This window comes from Pseudomonas sp. 22072 (assembly GCF_052046095.1).
Classification (GTDB): Bacteria; Pseudomonadota; Gammaproteobacteria; order Pseudomonadales; family Pseudomonadaceae; genus Aquipseudomonas; species Aquipseudomonas paracarnis.
Genome location: NZ_JBQEQE010000014.1, coordinates 23,356 through 45,156, shown reverse-complemented (window position 1 = coordinate 45,156; position 21,801 = coordinate 23,356). Strand labels below are relative to the sequence as shown.

General features: G+C 61.2%; 27 protein-coding genes. 11 read left to right on the top strand and 16 right to left on the bottom strand.

The genetic code is table 11. From position 1 onward, the window contains the following. Window positions 1–99 precede the first annotated feature (99 nt). The 10 genes from ACTJLA_RS16045 to ccmA all read right to left on the bottom strand — a co-directional run bounded on the left by ACTJLA_RS16045 (window position 100) and on the right by ccmA (window position 7,473). The gene (locus ACTJLA_RS16045; protein WP_034127179.1) at window positions 100–507 is read right to left on the bottom strand and encodes a lipoprotein; all 408 of its coding nucleotides are present in this window, start codon (window positions 505–507) and stop codon (window positions 100–102) included. A 16-nt stretch (window positions 508–523) separates the two neighbouring features. Beyond that, the gene (gene ccmI / locus ACTJLA_RS16040; RefSeq protein ID WP_054920117.1) at window positions 524–1,714 is read right to left on the bottom strand and encodes a c-type cytochrome biogenesis protein CcmI; all 1,191 of its coding nucleotides are present in this window, start codon (window positions 1,712–1,714) and stop codon (window positions 524–526) included. Beyond that, entirely contained in the window at window positions 1,707–2,180 is a 474-nt protein-coding gene (locus ACTJLA_RS16035) for a cytochrome c-type biogenesis protein (RefSeq protein ID WP_020301388.1), read from the bottom strand. Before ACTJLA_RS16035 ends, ccmI begins: the two co-directional genes overlap by 8 nt. Next, window positions 2,177–2,713 (bottom strand): DsbE family thiol:disulfide interchange protein, encoded by a 537-nt coding sequence (locus ACTJLA_RS16030; protein WP_440841586.1) that lies wholly within the window; start codon window positions 2,711–2,713, stop codon window positions 2,177–2,179. The genes ACTJLA_RS16035 and ACTJLA_RS16030 overlap by 4 nt, the downstream gene beginning before the upstream one ends. Next, the gene (locus ACTJLA_RS16025; protein WP_057976693.1) at window positions 2,710–4,698 is read right to left on the bottom strand and encodes a heme lyase CcmF/NrfE family subunit; all 1,989 of its coding nucleotides are present in this window, start codon (window positions 4,696–4,698) and stop codon (window positions 2,710–2,712) included. The genes ACTJLA_RS16030 and ACTJLA_RS16025 overlap by 4 nt, the downstream gene beginning before the upstream one ends. 3 nt (window positions 4,699–4,701) lie before the next feature. Continuing rightward, window positions 4,702–5,160: a cytochrome c maturation protein CcmE gene (ccmE, locus tag ACTJLA_RS16020; RefSeq protein WP_014717703.1), complete on the bottom strand. Its 459-nt coding sequence runs from the start codon at window positions 5,158–5,160 to the stop codon at window positions 4,702–4,704. Next, window positions 5,157–5,333: a heme exporter protein CcmD gene (gene ccmD / locus ACTJLA_RS16015; protein WP_034127174.1), complete on the bottom strand. Its 177-nt coding sequence runs from the start codon at window positions 5,331–5,333 to the stop codon at window positions 5,157–5,159. The genes ccmE and ccmD overlap by 4 nt, the downstream gene beginning before the upstream one ends. Beyond that, entirely contained in the window at window positions 5,330–6,085 is a 756-nt protein-coding gene (locus ACTJLA_RS16010) for a heme ABC transporter permease (protein WP_096142955.1), read from the bottom strand. Before ACTJLA_RS16010 ends, ccmD begins: the two co-directional genes overlap by 4 nt. 87 nt (window positions 6,086–6,172) lie before the next feature. Next, on the bottom strand, window positions 6,173–6,841 hold the full coding sequence (ccmB, locus tag ACTJLA_RS16005) for a heme exporter protein CcmB (RefSeq protein WP_014717701.1): 669 nt from the start codon (window positions 6,839–6,841) through the stop codon (window positions 6,173–6,175). Further along, complete coding sequence (gene ccmA / locus ACTJLA_RS16000; protein WP_198716757.1) at window positions 6,838–7,473, bottom strand: cytochrome c biogenesis heme-transporting ATPase CcmA; 636 nt, start codon at window positions 7,471–7,473, stop codon at window positions 6,838–6,840. Before ccmA ends, ccmB begins: the two co-directional genes overlap by 4 nt. A 200-nt stretch (window positions 7,474–7,673) precedes the next feature. Here ccmA and fliK point away from each other — a divergent pair, with 200 nt between their 5' ends. After that, window positions 7,674–9,251 carry a flagellar hook-length control protein FliK gene (gene fliK / locus ACTJLA_RS15995; protein ID WP_181124383.1) on the top strand — a complete coding sequence of 526 codons (1,578 nt, stop codon included), beginning with the start codon at window positions 7,674–7,676 and terminating at the stop codon, window positions 9,249–9,251. Beyond that, window positions 9,248–9,577: an EscU/YscU/HrcU family type III secretion system export apparatus switch protein gene (locus ACTJLA_RS15990; RefSeq protein WP_034127170.1), complete on the top strand. Its 330-nt coding sequence runs from the start codon at window positions 9,248–9,250 to the stop codon at window positions 9,575–9,577. The genes fliK and ACTJLA_RS15990 overlap by 4 nt, the downstream gene beginning before the upstream one ends. A 315-nt stretch (window positions 9,578–9,892) precedes the next feature. On the opposite strand, the gene ACTJLA_RS15985 is transcribed toward ACTJLA_RS15990, so the two are convergent. Further along, window positions 9,893–11,119, bottom strand: coding sequence for a molybdopterin molybdotransferase MoeA (locus ACTJLA_RS15985; protein WP_057976687.1), 1,227 nt, complete (start codon window positions 11,117–11,119; stop codon window positions 9,893–9,895). Further along, entirely contained in the window at window positions 11,103–11,642 is a 540-nt protein-coding gene (gene moaB / locus ACTJLA_RS15980; protein ID WP_034127168.1) for a molybdenum cofactor biosynthesis protein B, read from the bottom strand. The genes ACTJLA_RS15985 and moaB overlap by 17 nt, the downstream gene beginning before the upstream one ends. A gap of 76 nt (window positions 11,643–11,718) precedes the next feature. On the opposite strand from moaB, the gene mobA reads away from it, so the two are divergent. Both mobA and ACTJLA_RS15970 read left to right on the top strand, forming a co-directional pair. Further along, a complete protein-coding gene (gene mobA, locus ACTJLA_RS15975) occupies window positions 11,719–12,321 on the top strand; it encodes a molybdenum cofactor guanylyltransferase MobA (protein WP_057976736.1) in 603 nt (200 codons plus the stop codon). Between the two features lie 79 nt (window positions 12,322–12,400). After that, window positions 12,401–12,622, top strand: a complete 222-nt coding sequence (locus ACTJLA_RS15970; protein ID WP_003189935.1) for a YgdI/YgdR family lipoprotein — start codon at window positions 12,401–12,403, stop codon at window positions 12,620–12,622. A gap of 55 nt (window positions 12,623–12,677) precedes the next feature. Here ACTJLA_RS15970 and ACTJLA_RS15965 read toward each other — a convergent pair whose 3' ends face one another. The 3 genes from ACTJLA_RS15965 to ACTJLA_RS15955 all read right to left on the bottom strand — a co-directional run bounded on the left by ACTJLA_RS15965 (window position 12,678) and on the right by ACTJLA_RS15955 (window position 14,284). Further along, the gene (locus tag ACTJLA_RS15965) at window positions 12,678–13,568 is read right to left on the bottom strand and encodes a pseudouridine synthase (RefSeq protein ID WP_054897890.1); all 891 of its coding nucleotides are present in this window, start codon (window positions 13,566–13,568) and stop codon (window positions 12,678–12,680) included. A 69-nt stretch (window positions 13,569–13,637) separates the two neighbouring features. Then, window positions 13,638–13,973, bottom strand: a complete 336-nt coding sequence (locus ACTJLA_RS15960) for a hypothetical protein (protein ID WP_003189932.1) — start codon at window positions 13,971–13,973, stop codon at window positions 13,638–13,640. 74 nt (window positions 13,974–14,047) lie between these two features. Beyond that, complete coding sequence (locus ACTJLA_RS15955) at window positions 14,048–14,284, bottom strand: glutaredoxin family protein (protein ID WP_034127166.1); 237 nt, start codon at window positions 14,282–14,284, stop codon at window positions 14,048–14,050. Between the two features lie 238 nt (window positions 14,285–14,522). On the opposite strand from ACTJLA_RS15955, the gene ACTJLA_RS15950 reads away from it, so the two are divergent. Then, window positions 14,523–16,259: a cation:proton antiporter gene (locus ACTJLA_RS15950; RefSeq protein WP_034127165.1), complete on the top strand. Its 1,737-nt coding sequence runs from the start codon at window positions 14,523–14,525 to the stop codon at window positions 16,257–16,259. Here the strand turns inward: ACTJLA_RS15950 and ACTJLA_RS15945 are convergent. After that, the gene (locus ACTJLA_RS15945; RefSeq protein WP_034127164.1) at window positions 16,246–17,454 is read right to left on the bottom strand and encodes an ammonium transporter; all 1,209 of its coding nucleotides are present in this window, start codon (window positions 17,452–17,454) and stop codon (window positions 16,246–16,248) included. The genes ACTJLA_RS15950 and ACTJLA_RS15945 overlap by 14 nt on opposite strands. A 345-nt stretch (window positions 17,455–17,799) precedes the next feature. Here ACTJLA_RS15945 and ACTJLA_RS15940 point away from each other — a divergent pair, with 345 nt between their 5' ends. The 6 genes from ACTJLA_RS15940 (at window position 17,800) to ACTJLA_RS15915 (ending at window position 21,795) form a co-directional block, all read left to right on the top strand. Continuing rightward, complete coding sequence (locus ACTJLA_RS15940) at window positions 17,800–18,114, top strand: DUF883 family protein (RefSeq protein ID WP_003189926.1); 315 nt, start codon at window positions 17,800–17,802, stop codon at window positions 18,112–18,114. 2 nt (window positions 18,115–18,116) lie between these two features. Continuing rightward, on the top strand, window positions 18,117–18,521 hold the full coding sequence (locus ACTJLA_RS15935) for a phage holin family protein (RefSeq protein WP_005786473.1): 405 nt from the start codon (window positions 18,117–18,119) through the stop codon (window positions 18,519–18,521). Next, a complete protein-coding gene (locus ACTJLA_RS15930) occupies window positions 18,518–18,859 on the top strand; it encodes a hypothetical protein (RefSeq protein WP_034127163.1) in 342 nt (113 codons plus the stop codon). Before ACTJLA_RS15935 ends, ACTJLA_RS15930 begins: the two co-directional genes overlap by 4 nt. Before the next feature lie 164 nt (window positions 18,860–19,023). After that, window positions 19,024–20,355 carry a deoxyguanosinetriphosphate triphosphohydrolase gene (locus ACTJLA_RS15925; protein WP_314548434.1) on the top strand — a complete coding sequence of 444 codons (1,332 nt, stop codon included), beginning with the start codon at window positions 19,024–19,026 and terminating at the stop codon, window positions 20,353–20,355. A gap of 161 nt (window positions 20,356–20,516) precedes the next feature. After that, entirely contained in the window at window positions 20,517–20,927 is a 411-nt protein-coding gene (locus ACTJLA_RS15920; protein WP_314548431.1) for a response regulator, read from the top strand. A gap of 241 nt (window positions 20,928–21,168) precedes the next feature. Then, on the top strand, window positions 21,169–21,795 hold the full coding sequence (locus ACTJLA_RS15915; RefSeq protein WP_034127160.1) for a response regulator transcription factor: 627 nt from the start codon (window positions 21,169–21,171) through the stop codon (window positions 21,793–21,795). Window positions 21,796–21,801 lie beyond the last annotated feature (6 nt).

Here is a 21,801-nt window from a genome sequence, read left to right as displayed (position 1 = left end):
TTTTTGGGGCCGCTTCGCGCCCCAGCGGGAGCAAGCTCCCTCGCCACAGTTACCGATTCTGTCTTAACTGACTGGCATTAACCCTCAGGCCGCCTTTTGTCATTGCGCGTACTGCTTGCTCAACCCCGGCGGCACGCCTTGCACGTTGGTCTCTTCCCATGGCCCGTTGGGGCTGATGGAGCGGCTCCAGCCGTTGCTCCAACGGTAGTAAGTGCGCTGGCGGTAGAAGGTGTCAGGCTGATCGTCGAGCACGTACACCTGCATCTTGCCGTCCCAGTGGCTGGCGGCGCCCGGCGGTGGGGCAAAGGTCGGCGACTTGCTTGGCAGGGGTTTGGCCGGTGGCGTCACCGGGCCGGAAGGTTTGGTGCTGGGCTTGGTGTTCGGCTGGGTCGAGGGGCCAGACGGTGGAATAGTCGGGCCGGTCGGCGCCGGAGGTGGGCGGTGGACCGCACAGGCGCTCAGGCCGAGTACCAGGCTGAGCAAGGTGATGCGTGCAAATGCGGTCATGGGTGTGTCCTCAGAATTACTGGTCCGGAGTGTCGATGGTCAGTTGCTGCAACGCAGTGGTGCTGCTGGCCAACGGTTGGCTGCGGCCGATCCATTCGCCAGTGGTCGGTTGGCCGGCCCGGGATATGCGCGCAACCAGTTGGACTTCGGGGAAGTTGGACAGTTTCAACTGCGGCATCATCGCGTCGGCATCGCCCAGTTCGACGGTGACCGGCAATGCGTCGACGGTCACACGCTTGGCAGCCAAGGGCGCCGGGGGGCCGTTTACGGCGCGGGCAAAGATGAACACGCTGTCGCCTGGCAGGACGTTGGCCTTCACTTCGGCAGATAAGTCCACCCGCACGGTCAGTAGCGCCTTGGGCGCCTGGGCGACGCTGCCACCGCTCTCCTTGAGCTTCTCTGCCGCGCGATCAATCCCGCCTTGCAGGGCGACACGGGAATTGTCTTCTGGCGGCAGTTGCGCGAGCAGGCGGTTCCAGTAGTCGATGGCTTCCTGATAACGCTGGCCCTCAAAGGCAGCGATACCCAACAGGCCAAGACTGGTGACTTCCTTGGGATCGAGCTTCAAGGCTTCGTCGGTCAGCGCCTGAACCTGAGGCGACCATTGTTTGTTGTCAGCAAAGTACTGCGCCTGGGCCCATTGCCCGAGCAGTTCCGGTTGGCGCCCGGCCAACGCAACCGTACGTTCAAAGACTTTGGCGGCATCGCCGGCACGGTCTTGGGCCATATAGGCGCGCCCAAGGAAGTACAAACCTTCTGCCGAATCCGGTTGTGCAGCGGCGGCGCGTTCCAGGCGGCGGGTCATGTCGGCCATGGACACCGGCGGTTGGGAAAACTCACGGGTCAGTTCAACCTTGTCGCTCGCGCCATAATGCAGGTACAGCGCAACGCCCAGCACAGGCACCAGAAACGCCGCCAAAAACGGCAGCGGTTTGCCTAACCGCGATTCGCGGGGCTTTTCCACACCTTCAGTGTCGGCCAGCAACTCACGGGCCGCTTCGGCGCGGCCGGTGTCGAGCTGCGCGGTATTCAACACACCTTCGTCCTGCTGCGCTTGCAGCTCGGCGACGCGTTCCTGGTACAGCGCCACGTTCAACGCGGTGCGATCCTCTTCACGCTGGGCACGACGGCCACGCAACACAGGGATCAACAGGAAACTCAGGGCAATCAGTAGCAGCAAACCGGCTGCGAGCCAGAAATCAATCATCAGTCTTGGTGTCCAGCAATTGGTCGAGGCGTTTACGCTCTTCAGGGGACAGCGCATCGGCGCCATCAATCGGTGCGACACGGCGCCGACGCACGATCACGGCCATTACCACCACGCCGGCCAGCAACAGCCCGGCCGGGCCAAACCACAGCAGCGCGGTCTTGCCGGTGAGTGCCGGTTTGTAGCGTACGAAATCACCGTAGCGGTCGACCATGAAGTCGATGATCTGCTGGTCGTCCTTGCCCTCCCCCAGCATGCGGAAAATCTCTCTGCGCAGGTCGGTGGCGATCGGGGCGTTGGAGTCGGCGATGTCCTGATTCTGGCATTTGGGGCAGCGCAGTTCCTTGGTCAGGTCGCGGAAACGCTCACGCTGCGCGTCGTTGGCGAATTCATAGGTGTCGATGGCGGCGTGGGCCACGCCGGCCAGGCCCAGGGCTAAAACGGCAGCGGTCAACCAACGCTTCATGGCTTGGCCTCATCGACCAGGGCCTGGTACTTGGCGGCCAGTTGCTCACGCCACACCGTTTCGTCGATCACGCCGACGTACTTGTCGCGGATCACACCTTTGGCGTCGATGAAGAAAGTTTCCGGCGCGCCGTACACACCCAGGTTCAATCCCAGGTTGCCGTCTTCGTCGCGGATATCCAGCTGGTACGGGTTATGAAATTTCGCCAACCACTTCAAGGCCGACGCATTGTCGTCCTTGTAGTTGATGCCGTAGATCACCACACCCTTCTCGGCCAGCTTGTTCAACACCGGGTGTTCGACGCGGCAAGAGATGCACCAGGTGGCCCACACGTTGACCAGCGCCGGCTTGCCCTGCAAGTCTGCCTGGGTCAGGGTCTTGTCACCCTGCACCGTTGGCAGGTTGAAGGCGGGGAACGGCTTGCCAATCATCGCCGAAGGCAGCTCGGCAGGGTCCAGGTACAACCCGCGATACAGGAACACCGCCACCAGCAGGAACAACGCCAGCGGCACAACCATCAACCAACGCTTCATACCGCAGCTCCCGAAAGGCCAAGCGCTTCACGCACCCGGCTCTTGACCTTGACCCGATAGCGCCGGTCCAGCGCTGCGAGCAACCCGCCGAACCCGGTGAGCAAACCGCCGAACCAGATCCAGCGCACGAAGGGTTTGACATGCACGCGCACGGCCCAGGCCCCGTCGCCCAAGGGTTCACCGAGGGCCACATACAGGTCACGGGTGAAACCGGCGTCGATGCCAGCCTCGGTCATCATCGAACTCTGCACGGTGTACAGGCGTTTCTCCGGGTGCAGCACGGCGATTTCCTTGCCATTGCGCACTACGCGCACCGTGCCTTTGTCGGAGGTGAAGTTCGGCCCTTCGAAGTGCTTGGCACCTTCGAAGATGAAGTGGTAACCGGCCAGGTCCATGGACTCGCCCGGCGCCAGGCGCAGGTCGCGCTCGGCGCTGTTCTGGCTGGACAGCACTACCCCAAGGGCGCACACCGCGATACCAATGTGGGCGATCTGCATGCCCCAATAGCTGCGGGTCAGGGTGGGCAGGCCCTTGAGCAAACCCTTGTGGCGCGTTTTGTCGACGATGTCCCGCGCCCCCGCGAGCAACACCCAGGCTGCCAGCAGGAACGTCGCGAGTACCGCCCAATTGAAGTCGCCGTAGGCAAACCCGGCGATCACCGCCAGGGCCACGCTGCCGAGCAGCACCGGCATCAGCATGCCCGCCAGCCATTTCACCGGGGTGTCTTTCCAGCGCACCAGCACGCCGACCGCCATCACCACCATCAACAGGCCCATCAGCGGGATGAACAACGCATTGAAGTACGGCGGCCCCACGGACAGCTTGGCGCCGCTCAAGGCGTCCAGCACCAGCGGGTAGAGGGTGCCGAGCAGGATCATCGACGCGGCTACCACCAGCACCAGGTTGTTGCCCAACAACAGGGTTTCCCGCGACCACAGGTTGAAACCGACCTGGCTCTTGACCACCGGCGCGCGCAGGGCAAACAAGGTGAGCGAGCCGCCGACGACAAACAGCAGGAAGATCAGGATGAACACGCCGCGCTCAGGGTCTGAGGCAAACGCATGCACCGAGGTCAGCACGCCCGAGCGCACCAGGAAAGTGCCGAGCAGGCTGAGGGAAAACGCCGCGATGGCGAGCAGTACCGTCCAGCTCTTGAACACGCCACGTTTTTCGGTGACGGCCAGGGAGTGAATCAGCGCGGTACCCACCAGCCACGGCATGAAGGAGGCGTTTTCCACTGGGTCCCAGAACCACCAGCCGCCCCAGCCGAGTTCGTAGTAGGCCCACCATGAGCCCAGGGTGATACCGATACCGAGGAAGGCCCAGGCAACGATGGTCCATGGCCGTGACCAGCGCGCCCAGGCGGCGTCGAGACGACCGCCGAGCAAGGCGGCGATGGCAAACGCGAAGGCCACGGAGAACCCCACATAACCCATGTAGAGCATCGGCGGGTGCACGATCAGGCCGATATCCTGCAGCAACGGGTTGAGGTCGTGACCGTCCACCGGGATCTGCGGCAGGATGCGGGTGAACGGGTTGGAGGTCATGATCAGGAACAGCAGGAAGCCGATGCTGATCATGCCCATCACCGCCAGCACCCGCGCCAGCATCACTTGCGGCAATTGGCGCGAGAACACCGAGACGGCGAAGGTCCAGCCGCCGAGGATCAAGGCCCACAACAGCAATGAACCTTCGTGGGCACCCCACACGGCGCTGAACTTGTAGTACCAGGGCAAAGCGCTGTTGGAGTTGTTGGCAACGTAGGCGACCGAAAAATCGTCGGTCATGAAGGCGTAGGTCAGGCACCCAAAGGCGAACAGCAAGAAGGCAAACTGGCCCCAGGCGGCCGGCTGCGCCAGGCTCATCCACAGGCGGTCGCCGCGCCAGGCACCGAGCAAGGGCACCACGGCCTGGACCACGGCAAAGCACAGCGCGAGGATCATCGCCAACTGGCCCAGCTCCGGAATAAACAGTGCGAACGTCATGGCTCAGCCCTCCTTGACTGGGGTGGCGGGAGCGGTTTGGCCGCTGTCTTTCAAGGCTTTGGTGACCTCGGGCGGCATGTATTTTTCATCGTGCTTGGCCAGCACTTCGTCAGCCACTACCACGCCATCGGCGTTGAGCTTGCCCAGGGCGACAATGCCCTGGCCTTCCCGGAACAGGTCCGGGAGGATGCCGCGATAGGTGATGGTCACGGCCTTGTTGAAATCGGTGACGACGAAGGTCACGTCCAACGAATCGCCGGAACGCTTCAACGAGCCCTGCTCTACCATGCCGCCAGCGCGGATGCGCGTATCGACCGGTGCCTCGCCATTGGCGATCTGGGTGGGCGTGTAGAACAGGTTGATGTTCTGCTGCAGGGCGCTCAGGGCCAGGGTCACGGCAATGCCGACGCCGGCCAGGATGGCAAGGATGATCAATAGACGCTTTCTACGCAGCGGATTCACTTTTCGGTCTCCCGGCGCAGACGTCGCGCCTCTTGTTGCAGGTAACGCTTGCGGGCCAGGATCGGCGCGGCGACGTTGAGGGCCAGCACCGCCAGGCAGATGCCATAGGCCGTCCAGACATACAGGGCGTGGTGGCCCATGGCGAGAAAATCGCTGAAAGAAGCAAAACTCATCCACGTGCTCCCAGGCAATTTTGCACTTCGACTTTCACCCAACTGGTACGGGCTTCACGCTTGAGCACTTCAAGGCGCATGCGCAGCAGCAATACGGCGCCGAAGAAACAGTAGAAGCCCAGCACCATCAACAGCAACGGCGCCCACATCTCCACGGGCATCGCCGGTTTTTCGGTGAGGGTGAAGGTGGCGCCCTGGTGCAGGGTGTTCCACCACTCCACCGAGTACTTGATGATCGGGATGTTGATCACGCCGACAATCGCCAGCACCGCGCAAGCCTTGGCGGCGCTGTCACGGTTGCTGATGGCGTTGCCCAGCGCAATCAGGCCGAAATACAGGAACAGCAGGATCAGCATCGAGGTCAGGCGCGCATCCCACACCCACCACGAGCCCCAGGTCGGTTTGCCCCAGATCGCACCGGTCACCAGTGCCACGGCGGTCATCCATGCACCGATCGGCGCGGCGCATTGCAGGGCCACGTCGGCCAGCTTCATCTTCCATACCAGGCCGACGATGCCACACACCGCCAGCATCACATAGCAGGACTGGGCCAGCATCGCCGCAGGTACGTGGATATAGATGATGCGAAAGCTGTTGCCTTGCTGATAGTCCGGCGGCGCAAAGGCCAGGCCCCAGACCAGGCCAGTGCCGATCAGCAGGATGGCGGCGATACTCAACCACGGCAGCAGCTTGCCACTGATGCCATAAAACCATTTGGGCGAGCCGAGCTTGTGAAACCAGGTCCAGTTCATTGCTGTTTCCATCACGGTGCTTTTCGTCGTGGCGAAAAGCTCAGGGTCTTTACTGACTCAGCGTCATTGACGCCGGGTCAGACCTCATTATTCACCGACGCTGATTTTCAGGCCGGCGGCTATAGCAAAAGGTGTCAGGGTTACCGCCAGGGCGGTCAGGCTACCCAGCCACAAGAGGTAACCGGTCGCCGGCATACCCATGAGCGCGGCTTGCAACGCGCCACTGCCCAGGATCAACACCGGGATATACAAAGGCAGAATCAACAGGGCCAGCAACAGCCCGCCACGCTTCAAGCCGACCGTCAACGCTGCGCCCACCGCCCCCAACAGGCTGAGCACCGGCGTGCCGAGTAACAAAGACAGGAGCAGCACCGGCAGGCATTCAACGGGCAACCCAAGCATCATGGCAAGCAGTGGCGAGAGCAAGACTAGCGCCAAGCCGGAAAAAACCCAGTGTGCCAGCACCTTGGCCAGTACCAGAAGTGGCAACGGGTGCGACGAAAGGACCCACTGCTCCAGGGAACCGTCTTCGAAATCACTGCGAAACAGCCCGTCCAGCGAGAGCAGAACCGATAAAAGCGCGGCGACCCACACCAGTCCTGGGGACAAGGTTTGCAACAGTTTAGTCTCCGGGCCAACCGCCAGCGGGAACAGCGCGATCACGATGGCAAAGAACACCAGCGGGTTGGCCAGTTCGGCGGGGCGACGGCACAACAGCCGGGCTTCGCGGGCGACCAACAGGGCGAACACACTCATAGTGACCACCGCCCCAGGTCCAACTCACGGTAGCCAGCGGGCATGCGCGCCAAGGTGTGGTGGGTGGTGAGCACCACCAGGCCGCCTTGCTCGCAGTGCTGGGCCAGGTGTGCTTCGAGTTGAGCCACGCCTTGTTTGTCGAGGGCGGTGAAAGGTTCGTCGAGAATCCACAACGGCGGGCCGGGCAAGTACAAGCGGGCCAAGGCCACGCGGCGCTGCTGGCCGGCGGACAGGGTGTGGCAGGGAACGTCCTCAAAGCCCTTGAGGCCCACCGCGGCCAGGGCCTGCCAGATGGCGTCACGGGAAGCAGGATGATGCAGGGCGCTGAGCCAACTGAGGTTTTCTTCAGCAGTGAGTACGTCTTTGATGCCGGCGGCGTGGCCGATCCAGATCAGGTTGCGCGCCAGCTCGCTACGCTGTTCGTTCAAGGGCTTGCCGTTGAGATGCACCACGCCGGCCGTCGGCTGCATCAGCCCGGCCAGCAGGCGCAGCAGGCTGGTCTTGCCGCTGCCATTGGGGCCACTGATTTGCACCATGTCCCCACCCGTCAGCCGCAGGTCGAGTTGCTCGAACAGCAGGCGCAGGTCGCGTTCACAGGCAAGCGCTACGGCTTCAAGAAGAGGGCTGGTCAAAAGATCGCGGGCCTTTACGGTTCAAGTCGGCGGTGCAGCGGCCGTTATAGAGAGATGCACAATAACGGCTTTGGCGACCGATTTTAGAGAGCTGGATCAAATAGTTGTGAGGTTTTTACCGCTCTCTTTGCAGACGGGCGGCATTATACATGCGATGCCCTACTCTAAAGAGGGCAATTTCCCCAGAGACGATGCGCACGATGACCGGCGAGATCAACCTTCCTCCACTGCCGCCAACCTCCGCACCCGGGCCCACTCCGCTGCCTGGGGCCGGCGCATTGCTCAAACTGCTGGAGCCGCAGGCCGGGTTGATCGACCCGGGGAAAACCGTGAACGCTGAGGTCATCGCGCTTAAACAAGGCGGCGAGGCCTTTCAGTTACTGCTCAAACTGACCCTCGAAGGCGGTCGCCAGGCGCTGGTGCAGGCCAGCAGTGCCCAGCCCTTGCCTCTAGGCAGCAATGTGGCGGTGAGCCAGACGCCTGCGGGCAACCTGGCCCTTACCTTGCAGCAAGCCATGAGTGCCAACGTGGCCGCTCTCACTCGCCTCGACACCCACCAGATGCCGGTGGGTACGTTGTTGCAAGCCAAGGTGCTGACCACGCAGATGCTGCCCCAGGGCACGGCGCAACCGGCGATCTATCGCTCGCTGGTGAGTGTGCTCAATAACGCCCTGGCCGGTGCCACCCTGACCCTGGAAAGCCCTCAGCCGCTGAGGGTGGGCAGCTTGCTCAGTGCTGTGGTGCAGAACGCGCAGACCCTGAACTTCGTACCGCTAAGCGGCCTGAAGGACCAACTGGCCGTGACGCAGCAACTTGCCACTCAGCAAAGTCGCCAAGGCTCGCTGGATGCGGTGTTCACCGCCTTGCAAAACCTGCCCCGTGGCGACAGCACATCGGCCGAACTGCGGGCCGCCGCCGAGCGATTGTTGGCGGCCTTGCCCGATCTGGCACAGGTCAGCAATCCCAAGGTGCTGGCCCAGGTGGTGCAGAACAGCGGCGCCTTTCTGGAAGCCAAACTGCTCGCCGGCCAGAACCCGCAAATGCCACCGTTGGACATGAAAGGCGCGCTGTTACGCCTGGTCGCAGACCTGCTGCCCGCCCTGCCCGCCAGCACCAACCTGAATGCGATCCTCGCCGCCAATACCCTGGCCCAGGTGTTGCCGCAATTTGTGCGCAGCCCGCTGAACACCCTCGGCCAGGTCGGCGCCCGGCAGATACCCGCCGGCTTCCCGCTGCCCGAAAGACTGATGGCAAAACTGGAAGGTGAAGGCGACCTGGAAAACCTGCTACGCCTGGCCGCTGGGGCGATCTCGCGCTTGCAGAGCCATCAACTGTCGAGCCTGGAACAGACCGGCACCACCGCCGACGGACGCCTGCAAACGACCTGGCAGTTGGAGATTCCCATGCGCACCCTGCAAGACATCGTGCCGTTGCAGGTCAAGTTCCAACGCGAGGAGCCCGCGCCAGACAAGGACCAGCCCGAGCGCAAGGATAAAAAAGACCCGAAACAAATGCTTTGGCGCGTCGAACTGGCCTTTGACATGGAGCCGCTGGGGCCGTTGCAAGTTCAGGCGCAGCTGTCCCAGGGCAAACTGTCCAGCCAGCTATGGGCCAGCCGCCCTTTCACGGCCAGCCTGATCGAAAGCCACTTGGGCAGCCTGCGTGAGCGCCTGGTCTCATCCGGGCTCAACGTCGGCGACCTGGATTGCCATCTGGGCACCCCGCCACGCGGGCCAAAAACCGGACTGGAGCAACGCTGGGTGGACGAAACCGCATGAAAAACGCCGACCCGCCCCGCCAGGCCATCGCCCTCAAGTACGACGGCCAACAGGCCCCTACCCTGACAGCCAAAGGCGATGATGCCCTGGCCGAAGCCATCCTCAAGCTGGCACGGGAGAATGAAGTACCGATCTATGAAAACGCCGAGTTGGTGAAGCTGCTGGCGCGCATGGAACTGGGGGACAGCATTCCGGAAGAGTTGTACCGCACGATTGCCGAGATCATTGCGTTTGCCTGGACGTTGAAGGGCAAGTTCCCGGCCGGCTACGACCCGGAGGCGGGGCCGGTGGAGCGGGATGTCACTGAGCAGGGTGACGATTACTGATTGCTCATAGGGCACATACACATCCAAATGTGGGAGCCGGCTTGGCTGCGATAGCCATCGGTACCTACACAACTTCGGCGCGACGCTGGATCTGTGGCGAGGGAGCTTGCTCCCGTGACGGCCTACCAACCGACGCAAATCTCCCTGACGCACCACGATCCAAATGTGGGAGCGCGGGGCGGCAGGTAAATAAGCGTCGGCTGGTCGGTCGTCACGGGAGCGAGCTCCCTCGCCACAGGTTTTGCGTCGTTCAGAGGTTGTGTAAATACCTATGGCTATCGCAGGCCAACCAGCTCCCACATTTTTAGCGCGCGGTCAGTTAAGGACTTCGCTCAAAGGAATGAAGTTGACCCGGTCGCCGATGGCCAGCGTGGTCCCTTCCAGCACCTCCACAAAGCCTTCAGCCCACGCCGCACTGCGCAGCACCCCGGAGCTTTGGTTGCGGTAGATGATCGCCTTGCCCTGTTCGATCCGCCCGCGCAGGTACTCGCGGCGGTTGCCGGGCTTGGGCCAGACGAACCCTGCCGGCACTTCGAAGCGCAGCGGCTGCACCTCCTGCACCCCTTGACGGCGCAGCAGATACGGGCGCGCCAGCAGCGCAAAAGTCACCAGGGTCGAGGCCGGGTTTCCCGGCAGGCCGATCACCGGCACGCCACGAAAATGCCCGAAGGTCAGCGGCTTGCCCGGTTTGATCGCCAGCTTCCACAGCGCCAGCTCACCCTCTTCCCGCAAGGCAATGCCGAGGAAGTCCGCTTCGCCCACCGACACACCGCCGGTCGAGAGGATCAGGTCTACGCTGCCCAGCCCCGCCAGGCGCGCGCGGGTCTGTTCCAGGTCATCCGGAAGGATCCCGGCATCGATCACTTCGCAGCCCATGCGCACCAGCCAACTGCACAGCACGCGGCGGTTGCTGTTGTAGATCTGCCCAGGGCCGAGCGGCAACCCTGGCTCGATCAGTTCGTCGCCGGTCGACAACACGGCCACGCGTACGCGCCGCACCACCTCGAGTCGATCACGTCCAAGAGACGCGGCCAAACCGAGTTCGATAGGGCCCAGGCGGGTGCCGGCACTGAGTACGGTCTCACCGACCGTGGTCTCTTGGCCCTGAGGCCGGATGTTGTCGCCCATCTGCAATGGCTCGGTGAAACTCACGCGCTGGTCGGTATGCACCACGGCGTTTTCCTGCATCTGCACGCAGTCAGCGCCTTGGGGCACCGGCGCGCCGGTAAAGATGCGTGCACAGGTGCCGGCCGCCAAGGGTTCAGGGGCAGTGCCGGCGAAAATCCGCTGGCTCACCACCAAGGGCTCGCCGGTCCAGTCCGCCAGGCGCACGGCGTAGCCGTCCATGGCACTGTTGGGCCACGGTGGCAGGTCGAGTGTGGAGATCAGGTCCAGGGCCAATACCCGGCCATCACACTCAGCCAGAGGCAGTACTTCCTGCTCGCGGATCGGCGCGGCGGCGGCCATGTCGAGCAAACGCTGCAGGGCTGCTTCCACCGGCATCAGGGCGCCGGTCTTGCCGGGCTTATCCACGGGATTCACAAGGTTCGGCCAGCTTCAGATGCGGAACGAAGTTGCATGGGCGGTGACGGTTATCCAACTGCTCGGCGAGGATGCCGTCCCAACCGGTGCGCACGGCATTGGTGGACCCTGGCAGGCAGCACACAAGAGTGCCATTGGCCAACCCCGCCAAGGCGCGCGATTGCACGGTGGAGGTGCCGATATCGGCCACGGAGATCTGGCGGAACAGCTCGCCAAAACCATCGACCTGCTTGTCGAGCAGGCAGCTCACCGCTTCAGGGGTACTGTCGCGACCGGTGAAGCCGGTGCCGCCGGTAATCAGCACCACCTGCACCACGTCTTCGGCGATCCAGTGGGCCACCTGGGCGCGAATCTTGTAAAGGTCGTCCTTGAGCAGCACGCGCTCGGCCAGGCGGTGGCCGGCGGCGGCAAGACGATCGACGAAGACCTGGCCGGAGGTGTCGGTCTCCAAGGTGCGGGTGTCGCTGACCGTCAATACAGCAATATTCAGGGGTACAAAGGGCGCATCGGCCTTGGCTTTCATGGCACGGTCCGGTTGTCGAAGGAACAGCCCGATGTTATATCACAGGCCCCTGTTTCCCTGCCGCAGCGCAACCACCATGACGTTTGAATTTTCTTCCCTGCCGTGTTCGATCCTGTTGCTGGCCGGTGGTCGCGGCCAACGCATGGGCGGGCAGGACAAAGGGCTGCTGGAATGGCAAGGCCAGCCCTTGATCGCCCACCTGCACCAGTTGGCCCGGCCGCTCACCGATGACCTGATCATCTCGTGCAACCGCAACCATGAACGCTACGCGCTCTATGCCGACCAACAGGTGAGCGATGACAACCCGGGCTTCCCCGGCCCGCTGGCAGGTATCCGTGCAGGACTCTTCGCCGCACGCCATGAGCATCTGCTGATATTGCCTTGCGATGTGCCGCAGATCGATGCGCGACTGCTCGCCGACCTGCGTGCGACCGCACGACGCAATCGGCAGCTACCGGTGATGGTGCGCCAGGGTGACTTCTGGGAACCCTTGCTGTGCGTCATCCCCACTCGCCTGAAAAACCAGGTGGAACAGGCGTGGCAAGCGGGGGAGCGCAGCCCGCGCAAGCTGTGGCTGCAACTGGGTGCCGTGGCGCTGGAATGTCCGGCCGATGACCCGCGCCTGGCCAATCTTAATACGCCCGAGCTGTTGCACCCCGGGGCTGGCATGTCAGAATGAACCCTGCACAAGGAACTTTGCCGGCGTCCCGTACGTCACAAGGTCAGCAATTTAAAAGTATTCTCTCGGAGACAAACTCATGACTCAACGGACCATCGCCGCTCTCATGCTTGCACTGGGCCTCGCCACCCTCGCCGGTTGCGCTTCGCCAACAGTGATCACCCTGAATGACGGTCGCGAAATCCAGGCCGTCGACACCCCGAAGTACGATGAAGATTCGGGCTTCTACGAATTCGAACAACTGGACGGCAAGCACACCCGTATCAATAAAGATCAGGTTCGCACCGTTAAAGACCTGTAAGCCTCAGCGCTTGCACACAAGGCCCGCCTCGCGCGGGCCTTGTTGTTCCTGGGGTTTACCAGTCCAGGGTGATCTGGCTGCGAAAGCTGCGTTGTTCACCGCTTACCGGGTCGATAAAGCGCACGCCCTGGGCCAGTAGCTTGAGTGGCTTGGCGTAATCGTCCTCGGCATCCTTGATCACTTCGGGGTAGAACGGGTCATTACAGATGCTCGCCCCGAGCGCCGTCATATGCACGCGCAGCTGGTGCTTCTTGCCGGTCACCGGGAACAGGCCGTAGCGCCATAGATCAGCGTTTTTCTCGCGCACCTCTACCGCCGTCTCGGTGTTGCTGGCACCCGGCCCTTCCTGCATGCGAAAGAAAGGTTCGCCATCCACCAAACGGCTTTTGTGCACCAACGGGAAGCTGAGGTGCGGCAAGGCCGGAGCGATGGCTTCATAGAATTTGTCGATACGTCGCGTGGGAAACAATTGCTGATAGGCCGAACGGCTGTGCGGGTTGGCGGAGAACAGCACCAACCCCGCCGTATGTCGGTCGATGCGATGCAGGGGCACCAGGGCGGGATTGTCCAGGCGCCGGATCAAGCGTCGCAACAAGGTGTGCTCGACGTACTCGCCAGCGGGTGTCACTGGCAGGAAATGCGGTTTGTCCGCCACCACCAGGTGCTCATCCGCGTACAGGATGTTTTCCAGCACCGGAATCACTTTCTCGTTGGGCACTTCGCGAAAGTAATAGATGCACAAGCCTTCCTTGTAGCCCAGGCCCAGGCTGATCGGGCTGCCATTGACATCCAGCACCCGGCCGCGGGCAATGCGGTCCAACCATTGTTCGCGGCCGATGGCCGGAAAGTGTGCGCACAGGCAATCGAGCACCGTCACCCAGGAGCCCGGCGGCAAGTACAGGGTGCTGGCTTGGTGCTGGGAGGGGGAAAAAATGGAAGTGGACATGCCGACGCTCAAAGCCTGGAAAACAGGCGGGCATTATCGCCCATGGCGCGCGATTGCCTAGGGCCTATCTCAGGCCTTGGCCAGTTGAGCTCGCAGCACCGGCGAGGCGCTTGCCGCCTCGGTGAATTCCTTGAGCCAGCGCAGCACGTCCACCGCTTCCCAACGACCCGGGTCATACAACGCGTAGAGCAAGCCCTGATAACCCACCACATCCAGCTGCTTGTGATAACCGGCGCGCTGGAACAGCGCCTCGATTTCCGCGAAGCAGGTGTTGAAATGCACTTTGTTAAACGGCGTCTTGCCTTCCGTGACCAGGCCATCGAGGCGCAGTTCGTTCACCGCGTCACGCACCACATCGGCGGACATGCGATTGACGCTGCTTTTAAGTTGTTCAACATTCACCACGGGCGTTCCCTCTATTCAATCGCTGTACGAATATACAGTAACTTAATATTTGGAAAGCCGCCATCGCATAAATCTCAACGCAGGAAGGTAACCACCTGCGCGGTGTCGAACGGCCAGTCCAGTTCCGCCCCGGTGTCCGTGCGGCGAAGCACCGGAATCCGCAGGCCGTAGACGTCTGTCAGGTCCTCCGGATCGGCGATATCCACCAACTCCACCAACAACCCGTGCTCGACGAGCGGCATGACTTCGGCTTCGGCAATCTCACACAGATGGCAACCCAGGGTGCCGAACAGCTGGCATTCAGGAAGCATGATGAAAGGACTCGAACAAGAAACGAACATCCATTCTAATCCCAACAAGCCCCTGTAGGAGCGAGCTTGCTCGCGAAAAACTCCCGCGCGCCGTGTTCACTCAGGAACCCCGCGTTATCGTTGACGTTTTTCGCGAGCAAGCTCGCTCCTACGGTGCAAAAAGCCTGATCCAGATCACCATGGCCTATAACTGATTCAGCGATTCTTGCGGCTTTTTGCCGCTCGCCCCGCAACGGAGATGCCTGTGTTCGCCAACCTGCTGATTATTCTGGCCTCGTCCCTGGTGGTGATTGCACTGTTTCGCCGGCTGCAGCTGCCGCCCGTGCTGGGCTACCTGTGCGTAGGCCTGGCAGTGGGCCCCACCGCGCTGGACTGGGTCAATGACAACGAAGACCTGCCGGACCTGGCCGAGATGGGTGTGGTGTTCCTGCTGTTTTCCCTGGGGCTTGAGTTTTCCCTGTCGAGAATGTTGGCGCTGCGCAGCGTGGTATTTGGCCTGGGCAGCCTGCAAGTGCTGGGGTGCGGGGCATTGCTGGGCGCGTTATTGATGAGCTTTGGCCTCGCACCTGGCGTCGCGTTGTTACTGGGCGCAGGGCTGGCGTTATCGTCCACCGCCATTGTCAGCAAGGAGTTGACCAGCCTGGGTGAGGTCTTCAGCAGTCATGGGCAGAATGCGATCGGCGTGTTGCTGTTCCAGGATGTCGTAGCGGTGTTGCTGCTGACATTGGTACCGGTATTTGCCGGCAGCAGCGACCAAGCCTGGTACTGGGCGCTGCCGCTGACCTTGGGCAAGACCGTGGTGCTGTTCGTGGGCCTGTTGTTCGCCAGCCGCTGGTTGCTGCCGCGCCTGTTCCGTGAAGTCGCCGCGTCTCATTCGGCGGAACTGTTTGTGCTGCTGGCGCTGGTGATTGTCTTGCTCACCGCCTGGCTCACCCACCTGCTGGGCCTGTCCCCTGCCCTCGGTGCATTCCTGGCCGGCATGCTGCTGGGGGAAAGTCATTACCGACACCAGATCGAAGCCGATATCCGCCCGTTTCGCGACATCCTGCTGGGGCTGTTTTTTGTAAGCATCGGCATGCTCATCGATCTGCAGTTGTTCGTCAGCCACAGCCTGTTGATCCTCGGCCTGACGCTCACGCTGATGCTGGTCAAAGGCAGCGTCGTCGCGGCGCTGGTCAAGTGGCGTAACAGTGACACCGAAACAGCCTGGCGCAGCGGTCTGGCGCTGGCCCAGGGCGGCGAGTTTTGTTTTGCGCTGATGGCGCAGATGCAGCAGAGCCGGTTGATTCCCGATGAGTTCAACGGCCTGCTACTGGCTGCCACCTTCTGCTCGATGCTGCTGACACCGCTGCTGTTACGTGCGGCACCGGCCATCGCGCTGCGCCTGCATCGCAAGCCCAACCAGCAAGTGCAACTGGAACACATCACCGCGCTCAACGCTCAATTGCACGGACACGTGGTGATTTGCGGGTATGGCCGGGTAGGCCAGTCCATCGGGCGCTTTATGCGCCGCGAACAACAGGCTTTTATCGCCCTGGATGATGACCCCGAACGGGTGCAGGAAGCCGCCACCGAGGACAGCAGTGTGCATTACGGCGACTGCCGCCGTGGTGCATTGCTCAGCGCCGTCGGCCTGGAACGGGCGCGGTTGGCGGTGATCGCGGTGGACAACAGCGATGTCGCCCTGGTGGTGCTCAAGGAGGCGCGGCAGATCAACCCAGACGTGCCGATCCTGGTGCGCACACGCGATGACAGCCAGTTGGCTGAACTCAAGGCCGCGGGCGCCAGCGAGGTGGTGCCCGAGTTGCTGGAGTCGAGCCTGATGCTCGCCTCCCACGCCCTGATCCTGCTGGGCCTGCCGGACCAACAGGTGCAGGCGCGAGTGAATGAAGTACGGCGCAACCACTATCGCCTGCTGCACGGTTTCTACCCACCGCCACACACTGACGAAGACGCGCCGATCAGTCCTGACTGACCGCGCCGATCTTGTGGATCGACAGGTCCGCACCGTAATACTCCTGTTCCTGGCTCAAGCGCAGCCCTTGCACGCGCTTGATCACGCCGTACACCAGCAAGCCGCCGCCAAATGCTACCGCCACGCCCAGCCCGGTGCCGATCAACTGGCTGATCAGGCTCACGCCGCCCAGTCCACCCAGGGCAGCCTGCCCGAAGATGCCGCAGGCAATGCCGCCCCACACGCCACACAAGCCATGCAACGGCCACACGCCCAGCACGTCGTCGATCTTCCAGCGCACCTGGGCAGCGATAAAGCACCACACGAACAAGCCGCCAGCGACCACGCCCGTGACCAGCGCGCCCACCGGATGCATCAGGTCGGAACCGGCGCAGATTGCCACCAACCCGGCCAACGGACCGTTGTGCAGAAAACCGGGATCATTACGGCCAATTACCAGGGCAGCCACGGTGCCGCCGACCATGGCCATCAGCGAATTGACGGCCACCAGACCACTGACGCCATTGAGGGTTTGCGCGCTCATCACGTTAAAGCCGAACCAGCCCACGATCAGAATCCACGAGCCCAGCGCCAGGAAAGGAATGCTCGACGGCGCAAACGCTACCAGGCGCCCTTCACGATAACGCCCATTGCGCGGGCCCAGCAGCAACACCGCCGCCAGCGCCAGCCAGCCGCCCATGGCGTGAACCACCACGGAACCGGCAAAGTCGTGGAAGCTGGCGCCAAAGGTTGCGAGCAGCCATGCTTGCAGGCCAAGGTTGCCGTTCCATACCAGGCCTTCGAAGAACGGGTAGATAAACGCCACGATCAGCGCGGTGGCACACAGCTGCGGGGCAAACTTCGCACGCTCGGCAATCCCGCCGGAAATAATTGCCGGAATCGCCGCGGCAAACGTCAGCAGGAAGAAAAACTTCACCAGGCCGTAGCCATGATCGGCGCTGATCACCGCGGCCGGTTGCAGGAAGCTCACACCGTAGGAGATCCAATAGCCTATAAAGAAATAGGCCAGCGTTGAAATCGCGAAATCACTGAGGATTTTCGACAAGGCGTTGACTTGGTTCTTCTGCCGTACCGTGCCAACTTCAAGGAAGGCAAAGCCGGCGTGCATGGCCAGCACCATGACCGCGCCAATCAGAATGAACAAGGTATTGGAGCTGTGGACGAGGGTGTCCACCGCGCTTTGCAAGTTTTCCATGGAGGTTGGCAGGCCTGCATCAAGGCAAAAAGCACCAAAGCGGTTCAAGCCAGGGTTTAGCGCACTAAATTGGCACCGCCGGCTCCGCCTTTCTTCAGAGGGCGTGAACCGCTTTAGCGCAGCGATCAACACAACAGGCCGTTGCCGAAAGGGTTTTTCCGCGAAATTAAGCGATTTAGGGTAAGGTTTTCCAAGGTTTTCACCTCGACCGCCCGGATTCAGCGCAGGCTCCAAGGCCTGCGCACCAAGGCAAAGCAAAAGCTGTACCACACAATTGCAATGAACCTTCAGCGAACGCCGCGACTCGAAACCACACGTACAGATCAGCTACCCACGGAGATAACCATGGCCGGTAAAACAGCAAAGACTGCTCAAGAGATACTGATGGAGGATTTTCAAACCCTGGTCAGCGATACCGAAAAGCTGCTGGACGACACTGCCGTGCTGGCCGGTGACCAGGCTGACGAGTTGCGCACCAAGATCCACGAGAGCCTGCTCAAGGCCCGCGAGACCCTGCAACTGACCGAAGACTCATTGCGCGAGCGCGGCCAGGCGGCAATCACCGCCACCGAAGACTACGTGCAAGCCAACCCATGGCAGTCAGTCGGCATTGCTGCCGGCGTAGGCTTTTTGATCGGTCTATTGGCTACAAGGCGCTAACCATGTCTATCGGCGAATCCAGCTCATCCACGAGCGCACATTCCTCAGCAAGCGGTTCAACTTCCCGACGCCTGGGCGCAGCTGTGCTGGGCTTGCTGCACAGTCATGTCGAGTTGTTCGGCATTGAATTACAAGAGCAAAAGGCCCGTACCGTCAGCCTTTTGCTATTTGCCGGCCTGGCATTGGTGTTTGCCCTGCTGTTGCTGGTGGGGTTGTCGACGCTGGTGATGATCCTGGTGTGGGACACGGGCTATCGCCTGACCGGCATCATCTGCCTCTGCGTGTTCTACAGCCTGGCCGCTGCGTTCTGCGGTGTGCGCTTGAAGGCGGCGGTATTCGATGAGTCCACGCCCTTCCACGCCACGCTCGAAGAACTGGCCAATGACCGGGAGCGCCTGCTGCCATGAGCATGACTGAAATCCCGCAAAATACTTCTCGCCGGGAAATGCGCAAAGCCTTGATTCGCCTGCGCATGGAAATGCACCGCCAGGAAATCCGTCATGAGTCCCAACAACTCATGGCGCCCCTGCACAAAATGCGCAACATGCGCCACAACTGGCAGGACAGCCTGGGCATCAAGCACGCGCCGTTGTGGGGTGTGGCGGCGGTTACGCTGATGGGCTTCTTTACCGGCAAGGGCGCCAAGGGCGGCAGTATCAGCAGCATCACGCGCCTGGTGCGGCTGGGTGCCGGCTTGATCCCCCTGATCAAGTTGGCCATGCAAGGCTCTTCGCGCAAAAGCTGACCCTCGTTAGCCGATGACCGCAATGACCAGACACCTGCTGGTCATTGCGGTTTTTTGCGCTGCCTGTTAATTGATACCGACGCGGCCGACCGCTGGATTCGCCTGCCCTTGAAGGCCGAACCGGGAAGCTGGAACTGTCATTCACACTACGGAGAGCCTGCGCCTTGGATTGGCCCACCCTGCTAACCCGCGAACGTCTTGGAAAACCCCTGCACAGCCCTGAAGAACTGGGCCGCAGCCCCTTCCACAAAGATCACGACCGCATTATTTTCTCCGGCGCATTCCGGCGCCTGGGACGCAAGACCCAAGTGCATCCGGTTTCGAGCAACGACCATATCCACACACGCTTGACCCACTCCCTGGAAGTCAGCTGCGTGGGGCGCTCACTCGGCATGCGCGTGGGCGAAACCCTGCGCAGCGCCCTGCCCGACTGGTGCGACCCCAGCGACCTGGGCATGGTGGTGCAATCGGCCTGCCTGGCCCATGACATCGGCAACCCGCCATTCGGGCATTCCGGCGAAGACGCCATTCGCCACTGGTTCCAACAGGCCGCCGGGCGAGGTTGGCTGGATGGCATGAGCAGCGCCGAACGCAATGACTTCCTTAACTTCGAAGGCAATGCCCAGGGCTTTCGGGTACTCACCCAACTTGAATACCACCAGTTCGACGGCGGCACGCGGCTGACCTACGCCACCTTGGGCACGTACCTCAAATACCCCTGGACTGCCCGTCACGCCGACTCGCTGGGCTACAAGAAACACAAGTTCGGCTGTTACCAGAGCGAGTTGCCAATTCTTGAGCAGATCGCCCACAAGCTTGGCTTGCCCCAGTTAGAGGAACAACGGTGGGCGCGTCACCCGCTCGTCTACCTGATGGAGGCAGCCGACGACATCTGCTACGCGTTGATCGACCTGGAAGATGGCCTGGAAATGGAGCTTCTGCAGTACAGCGAAGTGGAGTCGTTGTTGCTCGACCTGGTCGGTGATGACCTGCCACAAACCTATCGCCAGCTGGGCCCATTGGACTCTCGCCGACGCAAGCTGGCGATCCTGCGTGGCAAAGCCATCGAGCACCTGACCAATGCGGCTGCGCAGGCGTTTGTCGAACAGCAGGACGCCCTGCTGGCCGGCACGCTGCAGGGAGACCTGGTGGAGCATATGCACGGCCCGGCAAAGCGCTGCGTGCTGGATGCCAAAGACATGGCGCGCAAGAAAATTTTCCAGGACAAGCGCAAGACATTGCATGAAATCGGCGCTTACACCACCTTGGAAATCCTGCTGAACGCGTTCTGCGGCGCGGCCCTTGAACAACATGGCGGGCGAACACCGTCGTTCAAGAGTCGGCGCATTCTCGATTTGCTGGGCAACAGCGCGCCGGACCCCGCCTGGCCACTGCACGCCTCGTTCCTGCGAATGATCGACTTCATTGCCGGTATGACCGACAGCTACGCCACCGAAATGGCACGGGAAATGACTGGGCGTTCCAGCCCTCAGTAACGCTTGCATCCGACCGCCTGTTCCCTGAAACGAATTGCCCTACGATGGGAACAGAGCGGACTGATCGAATTCGTACAAGCATCCGAAGAATAATCACGCGTTCCCAACCGACCGAGCAATTCTACTGCCCCCATCGACGCTTGCCTCACTGTGTGCTTTCTATGCCCAGATACTCTCTTCGTATTCTTTTGGTGGAGGATCACCCGTTTCAACTTCTGGCCACCCAATGCCTGCTCAACAGCTTCGGCTTCGATCAACTGACTGCGGTGGAAAACGCAGAGCAGGCCATACGCACAATGAGCCAGTCCGAACATCCCTTTGACCTGATGTTGTGCGACCAATGCCTGCCCGACCTGCCCGGACTTGAACTAGTGGAAATCGCCAGCCGTCGGCGCTTCATTACCAGCGCTATTCTGTTAAGCGGGTTACCCACGCCAGAACTGATGAGCCTGACAAAACAAGCCTCGCAACGAAGTCTTCCGCTTCTTGGCTATTTATCAAAACCGTTGAACAAGGACGAACTTGAAAAGTTAATCGGCTTAACTTTTACCCCCCCCTACGTAGGACTTTAAACATCTTCTTCGACGAAATACGCTACGAAGCCCGCCGTAAAAACTCAAGCCTATCACCATGCCACGATTGCGTTTGAAACGCTCACATGCTCTGTCACGACTACCCATCAACTTGTAGGCGTATACCTTTTTAATTGTAGGAACTTTCCTGTTTTGCATCTACTGCTCGTGCGCTTCATGCCGTGCCCTTATCTTCTGAGCTAATGTGCCCGCTTTATTTGCACCTGCATGGAATGTGATTATGAACTCAGTTTTTATTATCGATGACCACCCCGTTATCCGGCTTGCTATTCGAATGTTGCTGGAGCACGAAGGTTACAAGGTCGTCGGCGAAACAGACAACGGGTGCGATGCCATACAAATGGTCCGTGAGTGCCTTCCAGACTTGGTGATTCTGGATATCAGCATCCCGAAACTCGACGGTCTCGAGGTGCTCTGCCGATTCAATGCCATGAACACCTCCATGAAGACCCTGGTGCTCACGGCCCAGTGCCCAACGCTATTTGCTACGCGGTGCATGCGCTCGGGCGCCGAAGGCTATGTGTGCAAGGAGGGTGACCTGAGCGAATTGCTGAGCGCCATTCGCGCTGTCCTGTCCGGCTACAACTACTTCCCCAGCCAGGCATTGAGTGGCCCCGGAGCCGAAGGCATGGATGTCCAGGAGCTGGAACTGTTCAAGTCAGTTAATGACCGAGAGTTGATGGTCCTGCAACTTTTTGCGCAAGGTCGCACTAACAAGGAAATTGCCAAAGGTATGTTTTTAAGCAACAAGACGGTCAGTACTTATAAAAAGAGACTCATGCAGAAACTCAAAGCCAAATCCTTGGTAGAACTCATCGAGATGGCAAAACGAAACGCGCTAGTGTGAGAAAGC

Bases quoted from the DNA above. Each gene is read 5' to 3' on its own strand.
- ACTJLA_RS16045 (WP_034127179.1), bottom strand. From the start codon at position 507: ATGACCGCATTTGCACGCATCACCTTGCTCAGCCTGGTACTCGGCCTG.
- ccmI (WP_054920117.1), bottom strand. From the start codon at position 1,714: ATGATTGATTTCTGGCTCGCAGCCGGTTTGCTGCTACTGATTGCCCTG.
- ACTJLA_RS16035 (WP_020301388.1), bottom strand. From the start codon at position 2,180: ATGAAGCGTTGGTTGACCGCTGCCGTTTTAGCCCTGGGCCTGGCCGGC.
- ACTJLA_RS16030 (WP_440841586.1), bottom strand. From the start codon at position 2,713: ATGAAGCGTTGGTTGATGGTTGTGCCGCTGGCGTTGTTCCTGCTGGTG.
- ACTJLA_RS16025 (WP_057976693.1), bottom strand. From the start codon at position 4,698: ATGACGTTCGCACTGTTTATTCCGGAGCTGGGCCAGTTGGCGATGATC.
- ccmD (WP_034127174.1), bottom strand. From the start codon at position 5,333: ATGAGTTTTGCTTCTTTCAGCGATTTTCTCGCCATGGGCCACCACGCC.
- ACTJLA_RS16010 (WP_096142955.1), bottom strand. From the start codon at position 6,085: ATGAACTGGACCTGGTTTCACAAGCTCGGCTCGCCCAAATGGTTTTAT.
- ccmB (WP_014717701.1), bottom strand. From the start codon at position 6,841: ATGAGTGTGTTCGCCCTGTTGGTCGCCCGCGAAGCCCGGCTGTTGTGC.
- fliK (WP_181124383.1), top strand. From the start codon at position 7,674: ATGACCGGCGAGATCAACCTTCCTCCACTGCCGCCAACCTCCGCACCC.
- ACTJLA_RS15990 (WP_034127170.1), top strand. From the start codon at position 9,248: ATGAAAAACGCCGACCCGCCCCGCCAGGCCATCGCCCTCAAGTACGAC.
- moaB (WP_034127168.1), bottom strand. From the start codon at position 11,642: ATGAAAGCCAAGGCCGATGCGCCCTTTGTACCCCTGAATATTGCTGTA.
- mobA (WP_057976736.1), top strand. From the start codon at position 11,719: ATGACGTTTGAATTTTCTTCCCTGCCGTGTTCGATCCTGTTGCTGGCC.
- ACTJLA_RS15970 (WP_003189935.1), top strand. From the start codon at position 12,401: ATGACTCAACGGACCATCGCCGCTCTCATGCTTGCACTGGGCCTCGCC.
- ACTJLA_RS15965 (WP_054897890.1), bottom strand. From the start codon at position 13,568: ATGTCCACTTCCATTTTTTCCCCCTCCCAGCACCAAGCCAGCACCCTG.
- ACTJLA_RS15955 (WP_034127166.1), bottom strand. From the start codon at position 14,284: ATGCTTCCTGAATGCCAGCTGTTCGGCACCCTGGGTTGCCATCTGTGT.
- ACTJLA_RS15950 (WP_034127165.1), top strand. From the start codon at position 14,523: ATGCCTGTGTTCGCCAACCTGCTGATTATTCTGGCCTCGTCCCTGGTG.
- ACTJLA_RS15945 (WP_034127164.1), bottom strand. From the start codon at position 17,454: ATGGAAAACTTGCAAAGCGCGGTGGACACCCTCGTCCACAGCTCCAAT.
- ACTJLA_RS15940 (WP_003189926.1), top strand. From the start codon at position 17,800: ATGGCCGGTAAAACAGCAAAGACTGCTCAAGAGATACTGATGGAGGAT.
- ACTJLA_RS15935 (WP_005786473.1), top strand. From the start codon at position 18,117: ATGTCTATCGGCGAATCCAGCTCATCCACGAGCGCACATTCCTCAGCA.
- ACTJLA_RS15930 (WP_034127163.1), top strand. From the start codon at position 18,518: ATGAGCATGACTGAAATCCCGCAAAATACTTCTCGCCGGGAAATGCGC.
- ACTJLA_RS15920 (WP_314548431.1), top strand. From the start codon at position 20,517: ATGCCCAGATACTCTCTTCGTATTCTTTTGGTGGAGGATCACCCGTTT.
- ACTJLA_RS15915 (WP_034127160.1), top strand. From the start codon at position 21,169: ATGAACTCAGTTTTTATTATCGATGACCACCCCGTTATCCGGCTTGCT.